The organism is Pseudomonas sp. TE3644 (genome assembly GCF_056278815.1).
Genome location: NZ_JBWBQF010000001.1, coordinates 6,793,909 through 6,810,382 on the forward strand (window position 1 = coordinate 6,793,909; position 16,474 = coordinate 6,810,382).

15 protein-coding genes are annotated in these 16,474 nt (G+C 64.2%); 7 read left to right on the forward strand and 8 right to left on the reverse strand.

All coding sequences use genetic code 11. The features are described from left to right. Window positions 1–9: 9 nt before the first annotated feature. Window positions 10–1,539 (reverse strand): flavin monoamine oxidase family protein, encoded by a 1,530-nt coding sequence (locus ACZ9GA_RS30305; protein WP_457358524.1) that lies wholly within the window; start codon window positions 1,537–1,539, stop codon window positions 10–12. Between the two features lie 249 nt (window positions 1,540–1,788). Beyond that, window positions 1,789–3,189: a coniferyl aldehyde dehydrogenase gene (locus ACZ9GA_RS30310; protein ID WP_457358522.1), complete on the reverse strand. Its 1,401-nt coding sequence runs from the start codon at window positions 3,187–3,189 to the stop codon at window positions 1,789–1,791. 218 nt (window positions 3,190–3,407) lie between these two features. Between ACZ9GA_RS30310 and ACZ9GA_RS30315 the strand changes: the two genes are divergently transcribed. After that, window positions 3,408–4,079, forward strand: a complete 672-nt coding sequence (locus ACZ9GA_RS30315) for a TetR/AcrR family transcriptional regulator (protein WP_457358521.1) — start codon at window positions 3,408–3,410, stop codon at window positions 4,077–4,079. Between the two features lie 28 nt (window positions 4,080–4,107). After that, window positions 4,108–4,962, forward strand: coding sequence for a sulfurtransferase (locus ACZ9GA_RS30320; protein WP_457358519.1), 855 nt, complete (start codon window positions 4,108–4,110; stop codon window positions 4,960–4,962). On the opposite strand, the gene ACZ9GA_RS30325 is transcribed toward ACZ9GA_RS30320, so the two are convergent. The 5 genes from ACZ9GA_RS30325 to ACZ9GA_RS30345 form a co-directional block, all read right to left on the reverse strand. Then, a complete protein-coding gene (locus ACZ9GA_RS30325; protein ID WP_457358517.1) occupies window positions 4,935–5,789 on the reverse strand; it encodes a helix-turn-helix domain-containing protein in 855 nt (284 codons plus the stop codon). The two genes, ACZ9GA_RS30320 and ACZ9GA_RS30325, sit on opposite strands and share 28 nt — an antisense overlap. Further along, window positions 5,786–6,790 carry a hydrolase gene (locus ACZ9GA_RS30330; protein ID WP_457358515.1) on the reverse strand — a complete coding sequence of 335 codons (1,005 nt, stop codon included), beginning with the start codon at window positions 6,788–6,790 and terminating at the stop codon, window positions 5,786–5,788. The genes ACZ9GA_RS30325 and ACZ9GA_RS30330 overlap by 4 nt, the downstream gene beginning before the upstream one ends. A gap of 455 nt (window positions 6,791–7,245) precedes the next feature. Then, window positions 7,246–7,836, reverse strand: a complete 591-nt coding sequence (rsmD, locus tag ACZ9GA_RS30335; RefSeq protein ID WP_457358513.1) for a 16S rRNA (guanine(966)-N(2))-methyltransferase RsmD — start codon at window positions 7,834–7,836, stop codon at window positions 7,246–7,248. Continuing rightward, window positions 7,836–9,299 (reverse strand): M16 family metallopeptidase, encoded by a 1,464-nt coding sequence (locus ACZ9GA_RS30340; protein ID WP_457358511.1) that lies wholly within the window; start codon window positions 9,297–9,299, stop codon window positions 7,836–7,838. The genes rsmD and ACZ9GA_RS30340 overlap by 1 nt, the downstream gene beginning before the upstream one ends. Continuing rightward, the gene (locus tag ACZ9GA_RS30345; RefSeq protein ID WP_455923887.1) at window positions 9,292–10,647 is read right to left on the reverse strand and encodes a M16 family metallopeptidase; all 1,356 of its coding nucleotides are present in this window, start codon (window positions 10,645–10,647) and stop codon (window positions 9,292–9,294) included. The genes ACZ9GA_RS30340 and ACZ9GA_RS30345 overlap by 8 nt, the downstream gene beginning before the upstream one ends. 231 nt (window positions 10,648–10,878) lie before the next feature. Here ACZ9GA_RS30345 and ftsY point away from each other — a divergent pair, with 231 nt between their 5' ends. From ftsY to rpoH, 4 genes are all read left to right on the forward strand, one after another. Next, on the forward strand, window positions 10,879–12,462 hold the full coding sequence (gene ftsY / locus ACZ9GA_RS30350) for a signal recognition particle-docking protein FtsY (RefSeq protein ID WP_457358509.1): 1,584 nt from the start codon (window positions 10,879–10,881) through the stop codon (window positions 12,460–12,462). After that, on the forward strand, window positions 12,459–13,136 hold the full coding sequence (gene ftsE / locus ACZ9GA_RS30355) for a cell division ATP-binding protein FtsE (RefSeq protein WP_027980157.1): 678 nt from the start codon (window positions 12,459–12,461) through the stop codon (window positions 13,134–13,136). Before ftsY ends, ftsE begins: the two co-directional genes overlap by 4 nt. Beyond that, on the forward strand, window positions 13,133–14,158 hold the full coding sequence (gene ftsX / locus ACZ9GA_RS30360) for a permease-like cell division protein FtsX (protein WP_457358507.1): 1,026 nt from the start codon (window positions 13,133–13,135) through the stop codon (window positions 14,156–14,158). Before ftsE ends, ftsX begins: the two co-directional genes overlap by 4 nt. Before the next feature lie 127 nt (window positions 14,159–14,285). Further along, window positions 14,286–15,140: an RNA polymerase sigma factor RpoH gene (rpoH, locus tag ACZ9GA_RS30365; protein ID WP_027980159.1), complete on the forward strand. Its 855-nt coding sequence runs from the start codon at window positions 14,286–14,288 to the stop codon at window positions 15,138–15,140. A gap of 144 nt (window positions 15,141–15,284) precedes the next feature. Here rpoH and mtgA read toward each other — a convergent pair whose 3' ends face one another. After that, window positions 15,285–16,010, reverse strand: a complete 726-nt coding sequence (mtgA, locus tag ACZ9GA_RS30370) for a monofunctional biosynthetic peptidoglycan transglycosylase (RefSeq protein WP_457363619.1) — start codon at window positions 16,008–16,010, stop codon at window positions 15,285–15,287. A 69-nt stretch (window positions 16,011–16,079) separates the two neighbouring features. Between mtgA and ACZ9GA_RS30375 the strand changes: the two genes are divergently transcribed. Next, window positions 16,080–16,457: a DUF423 domain-containing protein gene (locus ACZ9GA_RS30375; RefSeq protein WP_457358505.1), complete on the forward strand. Its 378-nt coding sequence runs from the start codon at window positions 16,080–16,082 to the stop codon at window positions 16,455–16,457. Window positions 16,458–16,474: the final 17 nt, after the last annotated feature.

Genomic DNA, 16,474 nt, shown 5'->3' on the forward strand with positions numbered 1-16,474 from the left:
CTCCTTGCTCTAGGCGCCGCGCTGGCTGGCGACAATGTGGGTGTGCAGGCGCTTGCTGGCATCCAGAGCCGAGAGGATGGCACCTTCCTGCCAGGCGGGTATGTAGGAAGCATGCTCGCCCGCCAGTACGATGCGCCCGTCGATCTGACACAGGTTGTTGTAGTGCTTGGCGCGCAGTTCTTCGGTCCACAGGCCATAGCAGCCGTTGGTCCAAGGCACTCGGTGCCAGCCCACGGCAATGCCGTTTTCAAACTCTGCGGGGTACTGGTGATGCAACTGGCTGCCGTACTCAACGGCTTTGCTGACCCGCTCCGCAGGTGACATGGCGGTGAACTCGTAAGCGTTCGGCCCCCACACGTAGGCGCCCAGCAGCACACCCTTGCCTGCCTTGCCGTAGTCGGTGCTGGGGTAGCTGATCTTGGCGATGGGCGTGTCGGTGTAGCTGATGCCGCCGTAAATCTGCTCGTCCTCCTCCCAGAAACGTCGCTTGAACTGGAGGCCGATTTTCACCGAAGCATCGTAGGGTACGGCGCGAATGGCGGCCTGCATCGGCGCGCTGACGTTGATGGGGATCTGGCTGAGGATCGACAGCGGCAGGGTGCATACGCACCAATCGGCGCTTTCGCTGGCCGTGGCGCCGGGCTGCTGGCGATCCTCCCAGGTGACGGTCACGCCGTGGTCATTCTGCTGAATCTGGGTGATGCGGCTGTTGTACCGGATCAGTGAGCCGACCTCGCGGGCGAAGGCCTGGGCAATCATGTCCATGCCGCCCACCGGCTGGAAGATGCTGGTCTGGTAGTCGTACTCCTGGCCGTCGATCAGGTGTTGCCACAGGCCCGAATCGATAAGCGCCTTGCGGTCGATGACCTCCGAAGGCTCGGCCACGGGCATCAGGCCGCCACCGGCGTCCACGGCAAAGCCGCGGCGCAGGCTGCTTTCCAGGGATTTGCGGTACTGATTGTCGTGGTCCAGCGCGCCCCAGGCGCGCAGCGACTCCATCAGCTTTTCCCGGTCTTCGCGGGTGACGGCCTGATCCAGTGCACCTTGCTTGATGGTTTTGCCCAGCAGCTCGGCGACATGGCCTTGGTAATCGGCCTGCACGGCGCGGAATTTCTGGGGCTTGCCGCCGAACGCCTTGCTCGAATGGATCAGGGCGTTGTGGTTGACCTGGATAAAGGGCTCCAGCTTTACGCCGAACTTCTTGCAGTAATCCAGCACGGCGTAATGGTGGTAGGGCACGCGCCATGGCCCGGGATTGAGGTACAGGCCCGGCTCGAATTGGCAGTGCTGGGTGGCCCCGCCCAGTTCCGTGAAGGTGTCGCCGCCGCGCAGTGTCCAGCAGCGGCCACCGGCCTTGGCGTTGTATTCCAGCACCTTGACCTGGTAACCGGCCTTGCGCAGTTCGTAAGCGGCGGTCATGCCGGCCACCCCGGCGCCCAGTACCAGCACCTTGGTGCCCTTGGGGGCGCCGCTCAGGGCGAAGCGGGCGTCGTAGTCGGAATCGGCAGCGAATGCCAGCGAGTTCATTGCCTGGTACATGGCCGAAGCACCGGCCGTCATCCCTATCCAGCCGAGCAGACTGCGTCGGCTTACCCCAGCACTATCCATATGGCTCATCCTTGTTTCTGGCGGTTTGGTCAGCTTCTTCCTGGGCAAGGGCTCTGCAACGCCTATGCCAGCGCTGTGGCCCCCTTGGGTAAGCTGCGCCGGCTGGGGGCGGCGCAATCCTGCCATTGGGCGCATGCGGTGTTTTGGGGCAAGTGCTGCGCGAAAAAGGTGCCGGGCGCCTCAGCGAATGAACAAGCGGTAGACCCACTTCTGCAGGGCCTTGCCGTAGGGCGGATAGATCAGCCGCGCGGCATTGAAGCGCTGCTTCACCAGCACGCCCTTGGCCTTGCTGAAGGTCAGGAAGCCTTCGTGGCCATGGTAGTGCCCCATGCCCGAGGGGCCGACGCCGCCGAAGGGCATGTCGTCCTGGGCCACGTGCAGCAGGGTGTCGTTGATGCAGGCCCCACCCGAATGAGTGTGTTCCAGCACGCGTTGCTGCTCGGCCTTGTCATAGCCGAAGTAGTACAGCGCCAGGGGGCGCGGGCGGCCGTTGACGTAGGCAAGGGCGTCGTCGAGGCGGTCATACGACACGATGGGCAGCAGCGGGCCGAAGATTTCGTCCTGCATCACGGTCATCTGATCGTTGACCTCCAGCAGCACGTGGGGCGCCAGGCAGCGGCCGACACTTTGCTCCGGCGGGTACAGGCTGATCACCCGGGCGCCTTTGGCCCGTGCATCTTCCAGATAATGATTGAGCCGGGCCAACTGGCGCGGGTTGATGATCGAGGTGTAGTCGGGGTTGTCGTGCACCTGTGGATAAAAGCGCTGCACGGTCTCCCGGAAAGCGTCGACGAAGGCATCCACACGCTCGCGGGGCACCAGCACGTAATCGGGAGCCACGCAGGTCTGGCCGGCATTGAGGGTCTTGCCGAAAGCGATGCGCTGGGCGGCGTCCTTGAGGGGCACGTCGTGGCTGACGATGGCCGGTGACTTGCCGCCCAGTTCAAGGGTGACCGGCGTGAGGTTGTCGGCGGCGGCGCGCATTACCTGGCGGCCAATGCTGGTGGCGCCGGTGAACAGCAGGTGGTGGAACGGCAGGCCCGAGAAGGCGATGCCCACGTCGGCTTCCCCCAGCACCACGCACACCAGGTCGGTGGGGAACACCCGTTCCAGCAAGCGCTTGAGCAGCAGCCCGGTGGCCGGCGTTGCCTCGCTGAGCTTGAGCATGACGCGGTTGCCCGCCGACAGTGCGCCCACCAAGGGGCCAATGGCCAGAAACAAAGGATAGTTCCACGGCACGATGACGCCGACCACGCCCAGCGGCTGATACACCACCTTGGCCGACGCGGGCTGGAACGCGGCGCCTACCCTGCGCCGCGACGGCTTCATCCAGGCTTTGAGGTGGCGGCTGGCGTAATGGATGTTCTGCAGGCTTGGCATCAGCTCGGCCAGCAGCGTTTCATCGGCGCTGCGGTTACCGAAGTCGGTACGCAGGGCGTCCACCAGCGCCTGCTGCTCGGCTACCAGCAGCTCGCGCAGGCTTTTCAGCCATTGGCGTCGTTGTGCGGCGGGCGGCATGGGGTTGGCGGCGAATGCCTGGCGCTGGGCCTGGAACAGCGGTTCGAGCAGTTGGGCCGGCATGACAGGTTCCCGTGGCAGGTTATTGTTGTGAAATAGAGCTTATACTCTAACTCAACCTGTAGCCGCTGCCGAAGGCTGCGCTGGCCGGTGTTGCCACCGGTAATCTTCACCAAGGTGCAGGGCAGCCGCCGGCGATGTACCAAAGTGGTATACCAGCGTATGCCACTTTGGCATTATGTTTGTGGATCCAAAATTATTTCATGGCTCAGGAACTGCGCATGGCTGCCCGCCCCAAGACCCGCGAACGCATCGTCCAGCACAGTCTGGAGCTGTTCAACCAGCACGGCGAGCGCAGTGTCAGCACCAACCATATCGCCGCCCACATGGAAATCTCGCCGGGCAATCTGTATTACCATTTCGCCAACAAACAGGAAATCATCAGCGTGCTGTTCGATCAGTACCAGGCCCAGCTGGACGGCTTTCTGCGCCCGCCCGCGGGGCGCCTGGCGACCGTGGAAGACAAACGCTTCTATCTGCGCGCCGTGCTGGCCGCCATGTGGAGCTATCGTTTTCTGCACCGTGACCTCGAGCACCTGCTCGACAGCGACCCTGGCCTGGCCGAGCGTTATCGACTTTTTTCCCAGCGCTGCCTCGTTCAGGGGCAATTGATCTACAAGGGCTTCGTCGAAGCTGGCATCCTGCAGATGGATGCCATGCAGGTGGAGGCGATAACGCTCAATGCCTGGATTATCCTCAGCTCCTGGATGCGCTTCCTGTGCACCACCCGCGAAAGCACCCTGCACCTGACCGAAGAGGCCCTGAAGCGTGGCGTCTACCAAGTGCTGGTGCTGGAATTGGGTTTCGTGACGTTGCCTTTTCGCGAGGCGGTGGACGAACTGTGCGAGGAATTTCACGTGCCGTTGAACCAGGCGCTGGAGCAGTCGGACTAAACTTGTTTATCTACCCAGGGAGGCTGCCATGCCCATCGCGCAATTGATCACCCCTCAGCAACTGGCGGCTCGCCTGGAGCAGCCATCGCTGGTGGTCCTGGACTGTCGTTTTGCCCTTGAAGATCCGGACTATGGGCAGCGCAGCTATGCCGAGGGGCACATCGCCGGTGCCCATTTCGCCGACCTTGAGCGTGACCTGAGCGGCCGCGTGGTCAAGGGTGTCACCGGACGTCATCCGTTACCCGAGCCGGGTCGTTTGCTGGAGCGCCTGCAGCACTGGGGCATCAATGCCGACAGCGATGTGGTGCTGTATGACGACGGCCCCGGTGCCTTCGCGGCGCGGGCCTGGTGGTTGCTGGCATGGCTGGGCAAGCGCAATGGCGTGTCGATTCTGGATGGCGGCCTCAAGGCCTGGCACGCAGCGGGATTGCCGCTGAGCCTGGATGCGCCGAGCACCACGCCCGGCCACTTGCACGGCAAGCCCGACGCCAGCCTGCTGGTGACCGCCCGGCAGTTGCAGGAGCGCCTTGGCCAGCCCGACCTGACCCTGCTGGACGCCCGCGCATTGCCGCGTTTCCGTGGCGAAGTGGAGCCGATCGATCCGGTGGCCGGCCACATTCCCGGCGCCCAATGCGCCGCGTTCACCGACAACCTGGGGGCCGATGACCGATTCCTGCCACCGGATGAACTCAAGCAGCGTTTCGAGCAGAAACTGGCGGGGCGCCCGGTCGAGTCACTGGTCGCCTACTGCGGCTCTGGCGTGACGGCCTGCCATAACCTCTTTGCCCTGTGCCTGGCCGGCTATCCGCTGGCGCCGCTGTATGCAGGTTCCTGGAGCGAGTGGATCACCGACGCTCAGCGGCCCCTGGCCAAGGGCGACTGACTGCCTGCATCGCGGTAGGCCCGCGGGCCTACCCCGTACACCTTCTTGAACTGCCGACTGAGATGGCTTTGGTCGGCGAACCCCAACTGCGTCGCCACCGCCAGCGGCAGGCAGCCTTCGCGCAGCAAGGCACGGGCGCGGGCGATGCGTTGCTGCATCAGCCAGGCATGGGGCGGCAGGCCGGTGGCCTTGCGGAAGCAGCGAGCGAAGTGGAAGGGTGACAGGTTGACGGCCTGGGCCAGGTCTTCGAGTGACGGTGGTTCGGCCAGCTGGTTAAGCAGAATTTCCTTGGCCCGGGCGATGGCCCGTGGCTCACGGCCGGCCGCTGCCGGGGCGCGTACCTTGGCGTGGCGGGTGAACAGCGCCAGGGTCATTTCCCGCCACAGCGTCTGCTGCTCAAGGGCCTGGCCACCCTTTTCCAGCAATTGATGCAGGCGATTGAAACCCGCCACCAGGTCGTTGTCCCGGTACAGCGTCTCGCTGAATGCAGGTGTAGCGCCGTTGCCCAGATCCAGTTCATCCAGCAACCCCTGCAGCCGAGCGTTCTGTGGATAAAACGCGCGGTACAGCCAGCCGCCATCGTGCCCCTTGCTGCCGGTGTGCACTTCATCAGGGTTGATCAGCACCAGGGTGCCCCGGGGCGCCAGGTGGTCGGCGCCGCGATACCGGTAGCGCTGGGCACCGTCGACGATCATGCCGATGACGAAGCCTTCGTGCACATGGGGCACGAAGCGCTGCTCGATGTAGCGCGCCGACAGCAGTTCCACGCCCGCCAGCGGCGGCGCCTGCCAGAAGTGGATCGACTCGCGCGGCGGGCCGGCGTTCATGCCAGCCCCGTCAGCCACTGGGGAATGCGCCGCTCCAGGTAGTAGCTGGGCTTGCCCAGGCTGCCTTCGACGAAGCCGACGTGGCCGCCGTGTTCGTGCAGCTCCAGGGTGATACTGGGCGAAAGCTCGTTGGCCTGGGGCAGGCTGTGGCGGAATACGAAGGGGTCGTCCGCCGCCTGGATGATCAGCGTAGGGGTGCGGTTCTCGCCCAGGAAGTAACGGCTGGACGAGCGGCGGTAATAGTCGTGGGCGTCGGTGAAGCCATTCAAGGGCGCGGTCACCTTGCCATCGAATTCCCAGAACGTGCGCAGGTTCTTCAGCGGCCCCAGGTTGCTCAGAGTGGTCAGGCCATCCTGCTTGCCTTCGTGCTGGAAGCGCCGTTGCTTATCCTTCACGTAGGCGAGCATTTCGCGCATGAAGTGCGCCTGGTACACCTTGGAAAAGCCCATGGCGATGCGGTCGGCGCACTGGTCCAGGCGGAACGGTACCGAGACTGCCACGGCACCCTGCAACTGACTGTCGCTGCCCACTTCGCCCAGGTGCTTGAGCAGGATGTTGGCGCCCAGCGAATAGCCCGCTGCATACAGCGGTGCCATGGGGCGACGGCTGCGCAGGTGGGCGATGACTTCGGCCAGGTCTTCGCTGCTGCCCGAGTGATAACTGCGCGCCAACAGGTTGGGCTCACCCGAGCAGCCGCGCCAGTTCAGGGCCACGCTGGCCCAGCCCTGGGCGGCCAGCGCGCGTTGCAGGCCCACCACGTAATGCGAGCTGGATGAGCCGGTCAGGCCATGCAGCACCAGCACCAACGGGCTGTCGGCGCTGTGCGGGCCATGCCAGTCCAGGTCCATGAAATCGCCGTCGGCCAGCCACAGGCGCTGACGTTCGCGCACCAGGGCCGGTTGGCGGCGCAGCACCGGGCCCCAGAGGGTTTGCAGATGAGGGTTGCCCAGCCCCCTGGCGGGGCTGAAAGGCGCAGTAACCTGCGCGGTAGACGTGTCCACGGGTGTTTCTTCCTCCAGTAACACCCGCTACGTTGCCACAATCGCTGGCGGCTGTATCGCGTTTATTGGTAGGTGAGTGCGTGGGTGGCGGCCAAGAGCATGCCGGTGGTGATGATCAGCAGTGACAGGGTGGATTTTTTCAAAGGGGGGCAGCGCATGGGGAGGGCCCTCGTGATCGATGGATGACGAGGGCAGAGGCTGCCGCAGCGCTGGCAGCGCCAGGCGGTAACTATGTAGCCGCACCTGTAGCAGCGGCCGCCAGGCCGCGTCACGGCCACCGCGAAGTGCCTGACTTACCGCGTGCACCGTGACGCAGCCTGCGGCAGCTGCTACAGGACCGCGTCGTCTGCATCGCGGCCAAGGCCGGCTCCTACCACGGACGGGGTAGGAGCCGACTTTAGTCGCGATACAGACGACGCGGTTTCAAGACAGTTGCTGCTGCCAGCTCCCACAACTCATCCGCGCTGCCAGAGGGCGTAGTAGACCTGGCCGGCTTTTTTCTCGCGGTGCAGGCGCCAGTTGGCAGGCAACTGCAAGGTCGAGGGTGGCGTTTCGCTTTCGGTGTACACCCAGGCGTGTTCGCTCAGCCAGCCGCGTGTTTCCAGCAGCTCGCACGCCGCCGGCAACAGGTTCTGATGGAACGGCGGGTCAAGGAACACCAGGTCGAAGGCGCTGGCCGCCTGGGTTTCCAGGTAGCGCAACGCATCGCTTTGCAGCAACTGGCCGGTGGCGCAGTTGAGCAGGTCCAGGTTGCTGCGCAGGCTGGCGATGGCCTGGGCGTTGCTGTCCAGGGCCAGGCCCATGCTGGCGCCACGCGACAGCGCTTCCAGGTACAGCGCGCCGCTGCCGCTGAAGGGGTCCAGCACCTTGGCGCCGTTGATGTAAGGCGCCAGCCAGTTGAACAGGGTTTCACGCACCCGGTCAGGCGTGGGGCGCAGGCCCGGGCCGTCGGGGAAGCTCAGCTTGCGGCTGCGCCATTGGCCGCCAATGATGCGCAGCTGGCCCTGGCCGTTGTGTTTCACAGGTTTTGCAGGGGGATGTGCCATTAATGCTCCGGAACGCCCATGGGTTGTTCCTGGGGTTTGTCAGTAGGGGGTGGCAGCGGCTTCTGGGCCACGGTGGGGCCGGTGGTGACGATCACCAGCTTGTCGGCATCCAGGTGGCGGTTGAGCGCGTCCTTGACCTGCTCGATGGTCAGGTTCTGGGACTGCTGCATAAAGTCTTCGAGGAAGCTCAGCGGCAGATTATAGAAGCCAATGGCCCCCAATTGCCCGACGATGCTCGAATTGCTTGCCGTGGACAGCGGGAAACTGCCTGCCAGCTCGCGCTTGGCCGCGTCCAGCTCCTGCTGGCTAGGGCCGGTCTTGAGGTAGTCACGCAGAATGTCCTGCACCAGTTTCAGCGTGCCTTCGCTCAGCTCGGCCCGGGTTTGCAGGCTGATCGAGAACGGCCCACGTGCCTGCATCGGGGTGAAGCCCGAATAGATGCCGTAGGTCAGGCCGCGCTTCTCGCGCACTTCGCTCATCAGGCGGGTACCGAAGGTGCCACCGCCCAGAATCTGGTTGCCCATGGACAGCGCTGCATAGTCCGGATCGTCGCGGGTGATGCCCAGTTCGGCCAGCAGCATGGTGGTCTGCTTGGAGGGGAACTCGATGTGGGTCAGGCCGGGCTTGGGTGCCTGGGGTGCAGGCATCAGGGCCAGGGCCGGACCCTTGGGCAGTGCAGACGAGACTTGCTCGGCAATTTTCTCGGCTTCCTCGCGCGACAGGTCACCGACGATGGCGATCACCGCATTACCCGCCGCGTAGGCGCGGTTGTGGAAGGCACGCAACTGCTGGGCAGTGATGGCGGTCACGGACTTGGCATCGCCATCGCTTGGGTGCGCGTACGGATGGTCACCATACAGACGGCTGAACAGCTCGTTGCCGGCCAGTTTGCCGGGGCTCTGCTTCTGATACTGGAAGCTGGCCAGCAGCTGGTTCTTGATGCGCGCCATGGAGTCGGCCGGGAAGGTCGGCTTGCCCACCACATCGGCGAACAGCTTCAGCGCCGGTTCGCGCTTGTCGCTGGCGCTGAGGCTGCGCAGCGAGGCCACGGCCATGTCGCGGTAGGCGCCGTTGCTGAAGTCGGCGCCCAGGCCTTCAAAGCCCTGGGCGATGGCTTCGACGTTCTTGCCGGCCACGCCTTCATTGAGCATGGCGTTGGTCAGCAGGGCGATGCCTGGGGTCTTCTGGTCCTGGCTGCTGCCAGCGGCGAAGGTCAGGCGCATGTCGAACATCGGCAGCTGGTGCGCTTCGACGAACATCACTTTCGAGCCTTGGGCGGTGCGCCAGGTCTGGATGTCCAGGGTGCGGTGGCTGGGCGCCTTGCCGTCCAGCTCCTTGAGCGTCTGCAGGTTGTCCAGCGGCGCCGGGGCGGCGGCGGTCTCGGCCACGGCCTGGCCGGTCACCAGCGCGGCCAGCAGCGCCGCGCCCAGCAGGGCGAAGCGGGGTTGATTGCGCTTATTCATGCGCCGATTCCTCTGGCAGTACGTGGGCGACGCTCAGGCGCGACTTGGTGAAGTAGGTGCGGGCGGCGTTCTGGATGTCCTGGGGGGTGACGCTCTTGATGTCATCCAGTTCGGTGTCCATCAGCTTCCACGACAGGCCCACGGTTTCCAGCTGGCCGATGGTGGTGGCCTGGCTGCTGATCGAGTCACGCTCGTAGACCAGCCCGGCGATGACCTGGGCGCGCACGCGTTCCAGTTCCTCGGCGGTAGGCGGCTTGGTCTTGAGCTGGTCCAGCAGGCGCCAGAAGCCTTTCTCGACGTCGGCCAGGGTCTTTTTCTTCTGCTGGTTGGGCGTGGCCGACAACATGAACAGGCTGTCGCCGCGGCTGAACGGGTTGTAGCTGGCCGAACCACCGGTGATCAGCTCTTCGCCGCGTTCAAGCTGCGTGGACAGGCGCGCGCTGTAGCCGCCGTCCAGCAGCGCCGAGATCAGGCGCAGGGCCTGGGCGTCGCGAGGGTTGGCGGCGGTGGCCAGGCCTGGCACGTTGAAGCCGTAGACCACGCTTGGCAGCTCGGTCTTCACGTGCACGGTGATCTGCCGTTCGCCCGGCTCGGCCAGTTCCAGCGGGATCTTGCTGGGTGGCGTGGCGCGGCGCGCGATGCCGGCGAAGAAGCGCTGGGCCAGGGCCTTGACCTGATCGGGGGTGACGTCGCCGACCACCACCAGGGTGGCGTTGTTGGGCACGTACCAGGCCTTGTACCAGTCGCGCAGTTCCTCGATTTTCATGCGGTCCAGGTCGGCCATCCAGCCGATGGTCGGCGTGTGGTAGCCGCTGGCCGGGTAGGCCATGGCCTTGAATAGCTCGAAGGCCTTGGCGCTGGGCTTGTCGTCGGTGCGCATGCGCCGCTCTTCCTTGATCACCTCGATTTCGCGGCTGAACTCGTCGGCCGGCAGTTTCAGGGTGGCCATGCGGTCGGCCTCAAGCTCCAGGGCCACCGGCAGGCGGTCCTTGGCCAGCACTTGATAGAAGGCGGTGTAGTCGTCGCTGGTGAAGGCGTTCTCCTCGGCGCCCAGGTCACGCAGCACGCGCGAGGCTTCGCCGGGGCCCAGTTTCTCGCTGCCCTTGAACATCATATGTTCCAGGGCGTGGGAAAGGCCGGTCTGGCCGGGCGTCTCGTAACTGGAGCCGACCTTGTACCAGATTTGCGAAACCACCACGGGCGCGCGATGGTCTTCGCGCACCACGACCTTCAGGCCGTTGTCCAGGGTGAACTCTGTGGTGGGTTGCGGATCGGCGGCCAAGGCGGCAAATGGCAGACAAACCGAGCTGAACAGCAGGCCGGCGGCACGGCGGGCTAGAGCATTCATTCGTTTTTTAACCTGTCGGACTGCCCGCTTGGTCTTAGCGTCCACGGGCGAGGAGGTGCTAGGATACTGATCCGGTTACCTGGCGACCATGCCTGGTTGCAGAGAAGGCCTGCGGGCTCTCTACAAAATGTTGCGCATGAACGAGCCGGGAAAAATACAGTCTGTTCTGCGTTATTAGAATTTCCTGAGGCGCCGCATTGGCGCGTCGCTACCTTGAGATAGCCGTCCTCCATGTTTGGTTCCAACGACGACAAAAAGTCCCCCGAGAAGAAAGGCCTGTTCGGCTGGCTGCGCAAAAAGCCTGCGCAAGAAGCGGTTGAACAGCCCAAAGCCCCTGAAACCGTAGCGCCCGAGAGTGTTGTCGAGGTCGCGCCGGAACCTGTCGTGGCGCCTGCGCCGCAGGTGATCGCCGAACCTGCACCGCAGATCGTTGCCGAGCCTGCGCCCCAGGTGGTCATCGAGCCTGTGGCCGAGGCTGCGCCTGCGCCGGTCGGCCTGGTGCTGCCCGTGCCTGAAGAGCCGGTGGCACTGGTGCCGGAACTTGAAGCCCTGGAGCCGCCGCCGATCGCGCCGATGCCTGAGCCGGTGGTAGTGGAGCCGGTTGTGGTACCTGAGCCGGTGATTGCCGCGCCTGAGCATGCCCCGGTGGCTTTCGAGCCAGAGCCGGTGGCGGTCGAACCAGAGCCCGCCCCTGCACCCGTGGCATTCGAGCCTGCGCCGGTCGCCGAACCGGTCATCGAGCCCGCCCCTGTGGTTGCTCCGGCGCCCGTGGTCGAGCCTCAACCTGCCCCGGTGGTCGTAGCTCCAGCGCCTGTCGTGGTTCCCGAACCCCAGCCAGAGCCTGCCCCTGAGCAAGAGCCGGTCGCCCAAAGCGAAGCCGCCAAAGTCGGCTTCTTCACCCGCCTCAAGCAGGGCCTGGCCAAGACCAGCGCCAGCCTGGGCGAGGGCATGGCCAGCCTGTTCATGGGCAAAAAGGTCATCGACGATGACCTGCTGGAAGAAATCGAAACCCGCCTGCTGACCGCCGACGTGGGCGTGGAGGCCACTTCGGTGATCGTCCAGAGCCTGACCCAGAAGGTGGCACGCAAGCAGTTGGCCGACAGTGACGCGCTGTACAAGTCGCTGCAAGGCGAACTGACCGACCTGCTGCGCCCTGTTGAACAGCCGCTCAAAGTGGTGTCGCAGAACAAGCCGTTCGTGATCCTGGTGGTGGGCGTCAACGGCGCCGGCAAGACCACCACCATCGGCAAACTGGCCAAGAAGCTTCAGCTGGAAGGCAAGAAAGTCATGCTGGCCGCCGGTGACACCTTCCGTGCCGCCGCCGTTGAGCAGCTGCAAGTGTGGGGCGAGCGCAACAAGATCCCGGTCATCGCCCAGCACACCGGCGCTGACTCCGCTTCGGTGATCTTCGACGCCGTGCAGGCCGCCAAGGCCCGTGGCATTGATGTGCTGATCGCCGACACCGCCGGCCGCCTGCACACCAAAGACAACCTGATGGAAGAGCTGAAGAAGGTTCGCCGGGTGATCGGCAAGCTCGACGCCGACGCGCCGCACGAAGTGCTGCTGGTGCTGGACGCCGGCACCGGCCAGAACGCCATCAACCAGGCCAAGCAATTCAACAACACCGTGGCCCTGACCGGCCTGGCCCTGACCAAGCTCGACGGTACCGCCAAGGGCGGCGTGATCTTCGCCCTGGCCAAGCAGTTCGGCCTGCCGATTCGTTACATCGGCGTGGGCGAAGGCATCGACGATTTGCGTACCTTTGAAGCAGAACCCTTTGTCCAGGCACTGTTTGCCGAGCGGGAGCGTTCATGATTCGTTTCGAACAGGTCGGTAAACGCTATCCGAACGGACACGTCGGCTTGCATGAGCTGAGCTTTCGAGTGCGTCGCGGCGAGTTTCTGTTTGTCACCGGCCACTCCGGTGCCGGTAAAAGCACCCTGTTGCGCCTGCTGCTGGCCATGGAACGACCGACCTCGGGCAAACTGCTCCTGGCCGGCCAGGACCTGGGCCAGATCAGCAACGCGCAGATCCCGTACCTGCGCCGCCAGATCGGCGTGGTGTTCCAGAACCACCAGTTGCTGTTCGACCGCACGGTGTTCAACAACATCGCCCTGCCGCTGCAGATTCTCGGGCTGTCCAAGCCCGAGATCGCCAAGCGCGTGGACTCGGCGCTGGAGCGCGTGTCGCTGTCCGACAAGGGCGACCTCTACCCAGGCGACCTGTCAACCGGCCAGCAACAGCGCGTCGGCATCGCCCGGGCCATCGTTCACCGTCCGGCCTTGCTGCTGGCGGACGAACCGACCGGTAACCTCGACCCACGACTGGCAGCGGAAATCATGGGTGTATTCGAAGACATCAACCGGCTGGGCACCAGCGTGCTGATCGCCAGCCATGACCTGGCGCTGATCGCGCGCATGCGTCACCGCATGCTGACCCTGCAACGCGGCCGCCTGATCGGCGACGGTGACGCGGAGGTGGCGCAATGAGCTCCACCCGCAGCCCCAAGGTAACCGACCGCGTGGCGCCCAAGGCCGCCGAGCCGCCACCGTCGAAGAAACAGCAGCAACAGCAGGACGACGGCCCGGACTTCGCCACCCTGTTCAAGGCGTGGGTGGAAAGCCACCGCGCCAGCCTGCACGACAGCCTCAAGCGCCTGGCCAAGCAGCCGTTCGGCAGCTTCTTCACTTGCCTGGTGATGGCTGTGGCCCTGAGCCTGCCCATGGGCCTGTCGCTGTTGCTCAAGAACGTCGAGCGGCTGGGCGGCTCCTGGCAGCGTGCGGCGCAGATCTCGCTGTATCTGGACATGAACGCCAACAATCGCGACGGCGAGGCCCTGGTCACTCAGATCAAGGGGCTCAACGGCGTGGCCGATGCCGAGTTCATCAGCAAGGACAAGGCGCTGGGCGAGTTCCAGCAGCAGTCCGGGCTGGGCGAGGCGTTGAAAGAGCTGCCAGACAACCCCTTGCCGGGCGTGGTCGTGGTGACTCCGCTGGAAATTGACAAGGCGGCGCTGGAAGCCCTGCGCTCGCAACTGGCCGACCTGCCCAAAGTGCAGCAGGCGCAACTTGACCTGGTGTGGGTAGAGCGCCTGGCGGCCATCCTCAAGCTGGGTGATCGCTTCGTGTTCGGCCTGACCGTGCTGCTGGTGTCGGCGTTGCTGCTGGTGGTGGGCAATACCATTCGTCTGCACATCGAGAACCGTCGCACCGAAATCGAGGTCATCAAGCTGGTGGGCGGTACTGACGCCTACGTGCGTAGGCCGTTTCTCTATATGGGGGCGATTTATGGCCTGGGCGGCGGCGTTTTTGCCTGGGGCGTGCTGGCTTTCGGCCTGGATTGGCTGAATGACGCGGTTGTGGGGCTTTCCGGGCTGTATGGCAGTGACTTTGCACTGGCCGGGGTTCCGTCGTCCGATGGTCTGTCACTCTTGCTTGGCGCCCTATTGTTAGGGTATATCGGTGCGTGGATTGCAGTGGCCCGCCATTTGCGCGAGCTCGCTCCTCGGTAATTTGTTGAAATATTCGTGTTTCTGCATTGACCTTTGGTGAAATTAAGTTTAGGGAACTTGTTTAGCGGTTCCCGGTCTATGCGTCTGTGCTTTAATGCACAAATTCGTGAGTCGGAGGTTTTTTCGTATGACCACTTCTTTGCAACCTGCGTATGCCTTGGTCCCGGGTCAGAACCTGGAAGCCTATGTGCACACGGTGAACAGCATTCCATTGCTGACGCCCGAGCAGGAGCGTGAACTGGCCGAGAGTCTCTACTATGAGCAGGATCTTGGGGCGGCTCGGCAGATGGTGCTCGCCCACCTGCGTTTTGTCGTGCACATCGCACGCAGCTATTCGGGGTACGGTCTGGCACAGGCCGACCTGATCCAGGAAGGCAACGTCGGCCTGATGAAGGCCGTGAAGCGCTTCAACCCGGAAATGGGCGTACGCCTGGTGTCCTTTGCGGTGCACTGGATCAAGGCGGAAATCCACGAGTTCATCCTGCGCAACTGGCGCATCGTCAAGGTGGCCACCACCAAGGCGCAGCGCAAGCTGTTCTTCAACCTGCGCAGCCAGAAAAAGCGTCTGGCCTGGCTGAACAACGAGGAAGTCCACCGCGTGGCCGAAAGCCTGGGCGTGGAGCCGCGTGAAGTGCGCGAGATGGAAAGCCGCCTGACCGGCCATGACATGGCCTTCGACCCGGCCGCGGAAGCGGACGACGACAGCGCCTTCCAATCGCCGGCCAACTACCTGGAAGACCACCGCTACGACCCGGCGCGTCAGCTGGAGGATGCCGACTGGAGTGACAACTCCAACAGCAACCTGCACGAAGCCCTGGAAGTGCTGGACGACCGCAGCCGTGACATCCTCTACCAGCGCTGGCTGGCCGAGGAAAAGGCCACGCTGCATGAGTTGGCCGAGAAATACAACGTGTCGGCGGAGCGTATCCGCCAGCTCGAGAAGAGCGCGATGAACAAGCTGAAGGTGTCGATCGCAGCCTGATTCAGCCGCTGAACAAAAAAGCCCCGGCCATGTGCCGGGGCTTTTTTGTAGCCGCTGCCGCCAGGCTGCGCTGGCCCTTTCATACGCTGGAGATCTTCAGCGAGGCACAGGGCCAGCGCAGCCTGCGGCAGCGGCTACGTTGTTTTACATCGCCCAGGGCGTAGCACTGCGCGAATGGTTGAGATCGGTCAGGTAAGCCGAGCCGCCCAGTTGCCCCATCTGCGTACGAATCCACCCCGCCCGACGAGCCACGTAAGTACTCGGATGGCTCGCACTCCACACCCGCGGGTTAGGCAGCACGGCCGCCAACAGGCTGGCCTGCTGGTTCGAGAGGGTGCCGGCATTCCCGCCGAAGTGATGCCGCGCCGCCGCCTCGGCACCGAACACGCCGTCATCCCATTCCACGCTGTTGAGGTACACCTCCAAAATCCGCTGCTTGGACCAGAAGGTCTCGATCAGCGCGGTGAACCACGCCTCCAACGCCTTGCGGAAGTAGCTGCGCCCCGACCACAGGAACAGGTTCTTGGCCACCTGCTGGCTGAGGGTGCTGGCGCCACGGATGGAGCCGCCGCGCTCGTTGTGCAGGAAGGCCGCCTGCATGGCGTCGAAGTCAAAACCCCAGTGTTGGGCGAAGCGCTGGTCTTCGCCGGCGATGACGGCGATTTTCAGCGAGTCGGAGATTTCGCCGTACGGCCGCCAGCTGCGCTGCAGGTCGATGGGCTCGCCATCGACCCAGGATTCGATCTTGCGCTCCACCATCAGCATGGTCCCCGGCGGCGGCACGAAACGAAACAGCACCACCAGCAGGACGCTGCCGACGACGAACCAGATCGCCACTTTACGCAGCAGGGTGAACGCGGAATTGAGCATGGATGACTTGGCCGGACGCATTGAGCGGGCCATTATACAGACCCTGTGCCATCGAACCGGAGTTCCTGGATGCTGCGACAATTTCTCATGCTGGCTGCCTTTTTCGGATTCACCGGGGTAGGGCTGGGGGCGTTCGCCGCCCACGGCCTCAAGGATCGTTTGAGCAGCGATTACCTGGCGGTGTTCCATACCGGCGTCACTTATCAGCTGGTCCATGCCCTGGCGCTGCTGGCCGTAGCGGTGCTCAGCACCCAGCTGTCGAGCCGACTGGTCAATGCCGCCGGCGTGCTGTTCTGCATCGGCATCGTGCTGTTCTCCGGCAGCCTGTACCTGCTGACCCTCACCGGCGTGCGCGTGTTCGGCGTGATCACCCCGTTCGGCGGCCTGGGTTTCCTGGCCGGCTGGGCCTGCCTGGGCATGGCGGCCTGGAACCTGGGCAGGGCGTGAGACGAATGGCCCGTGAT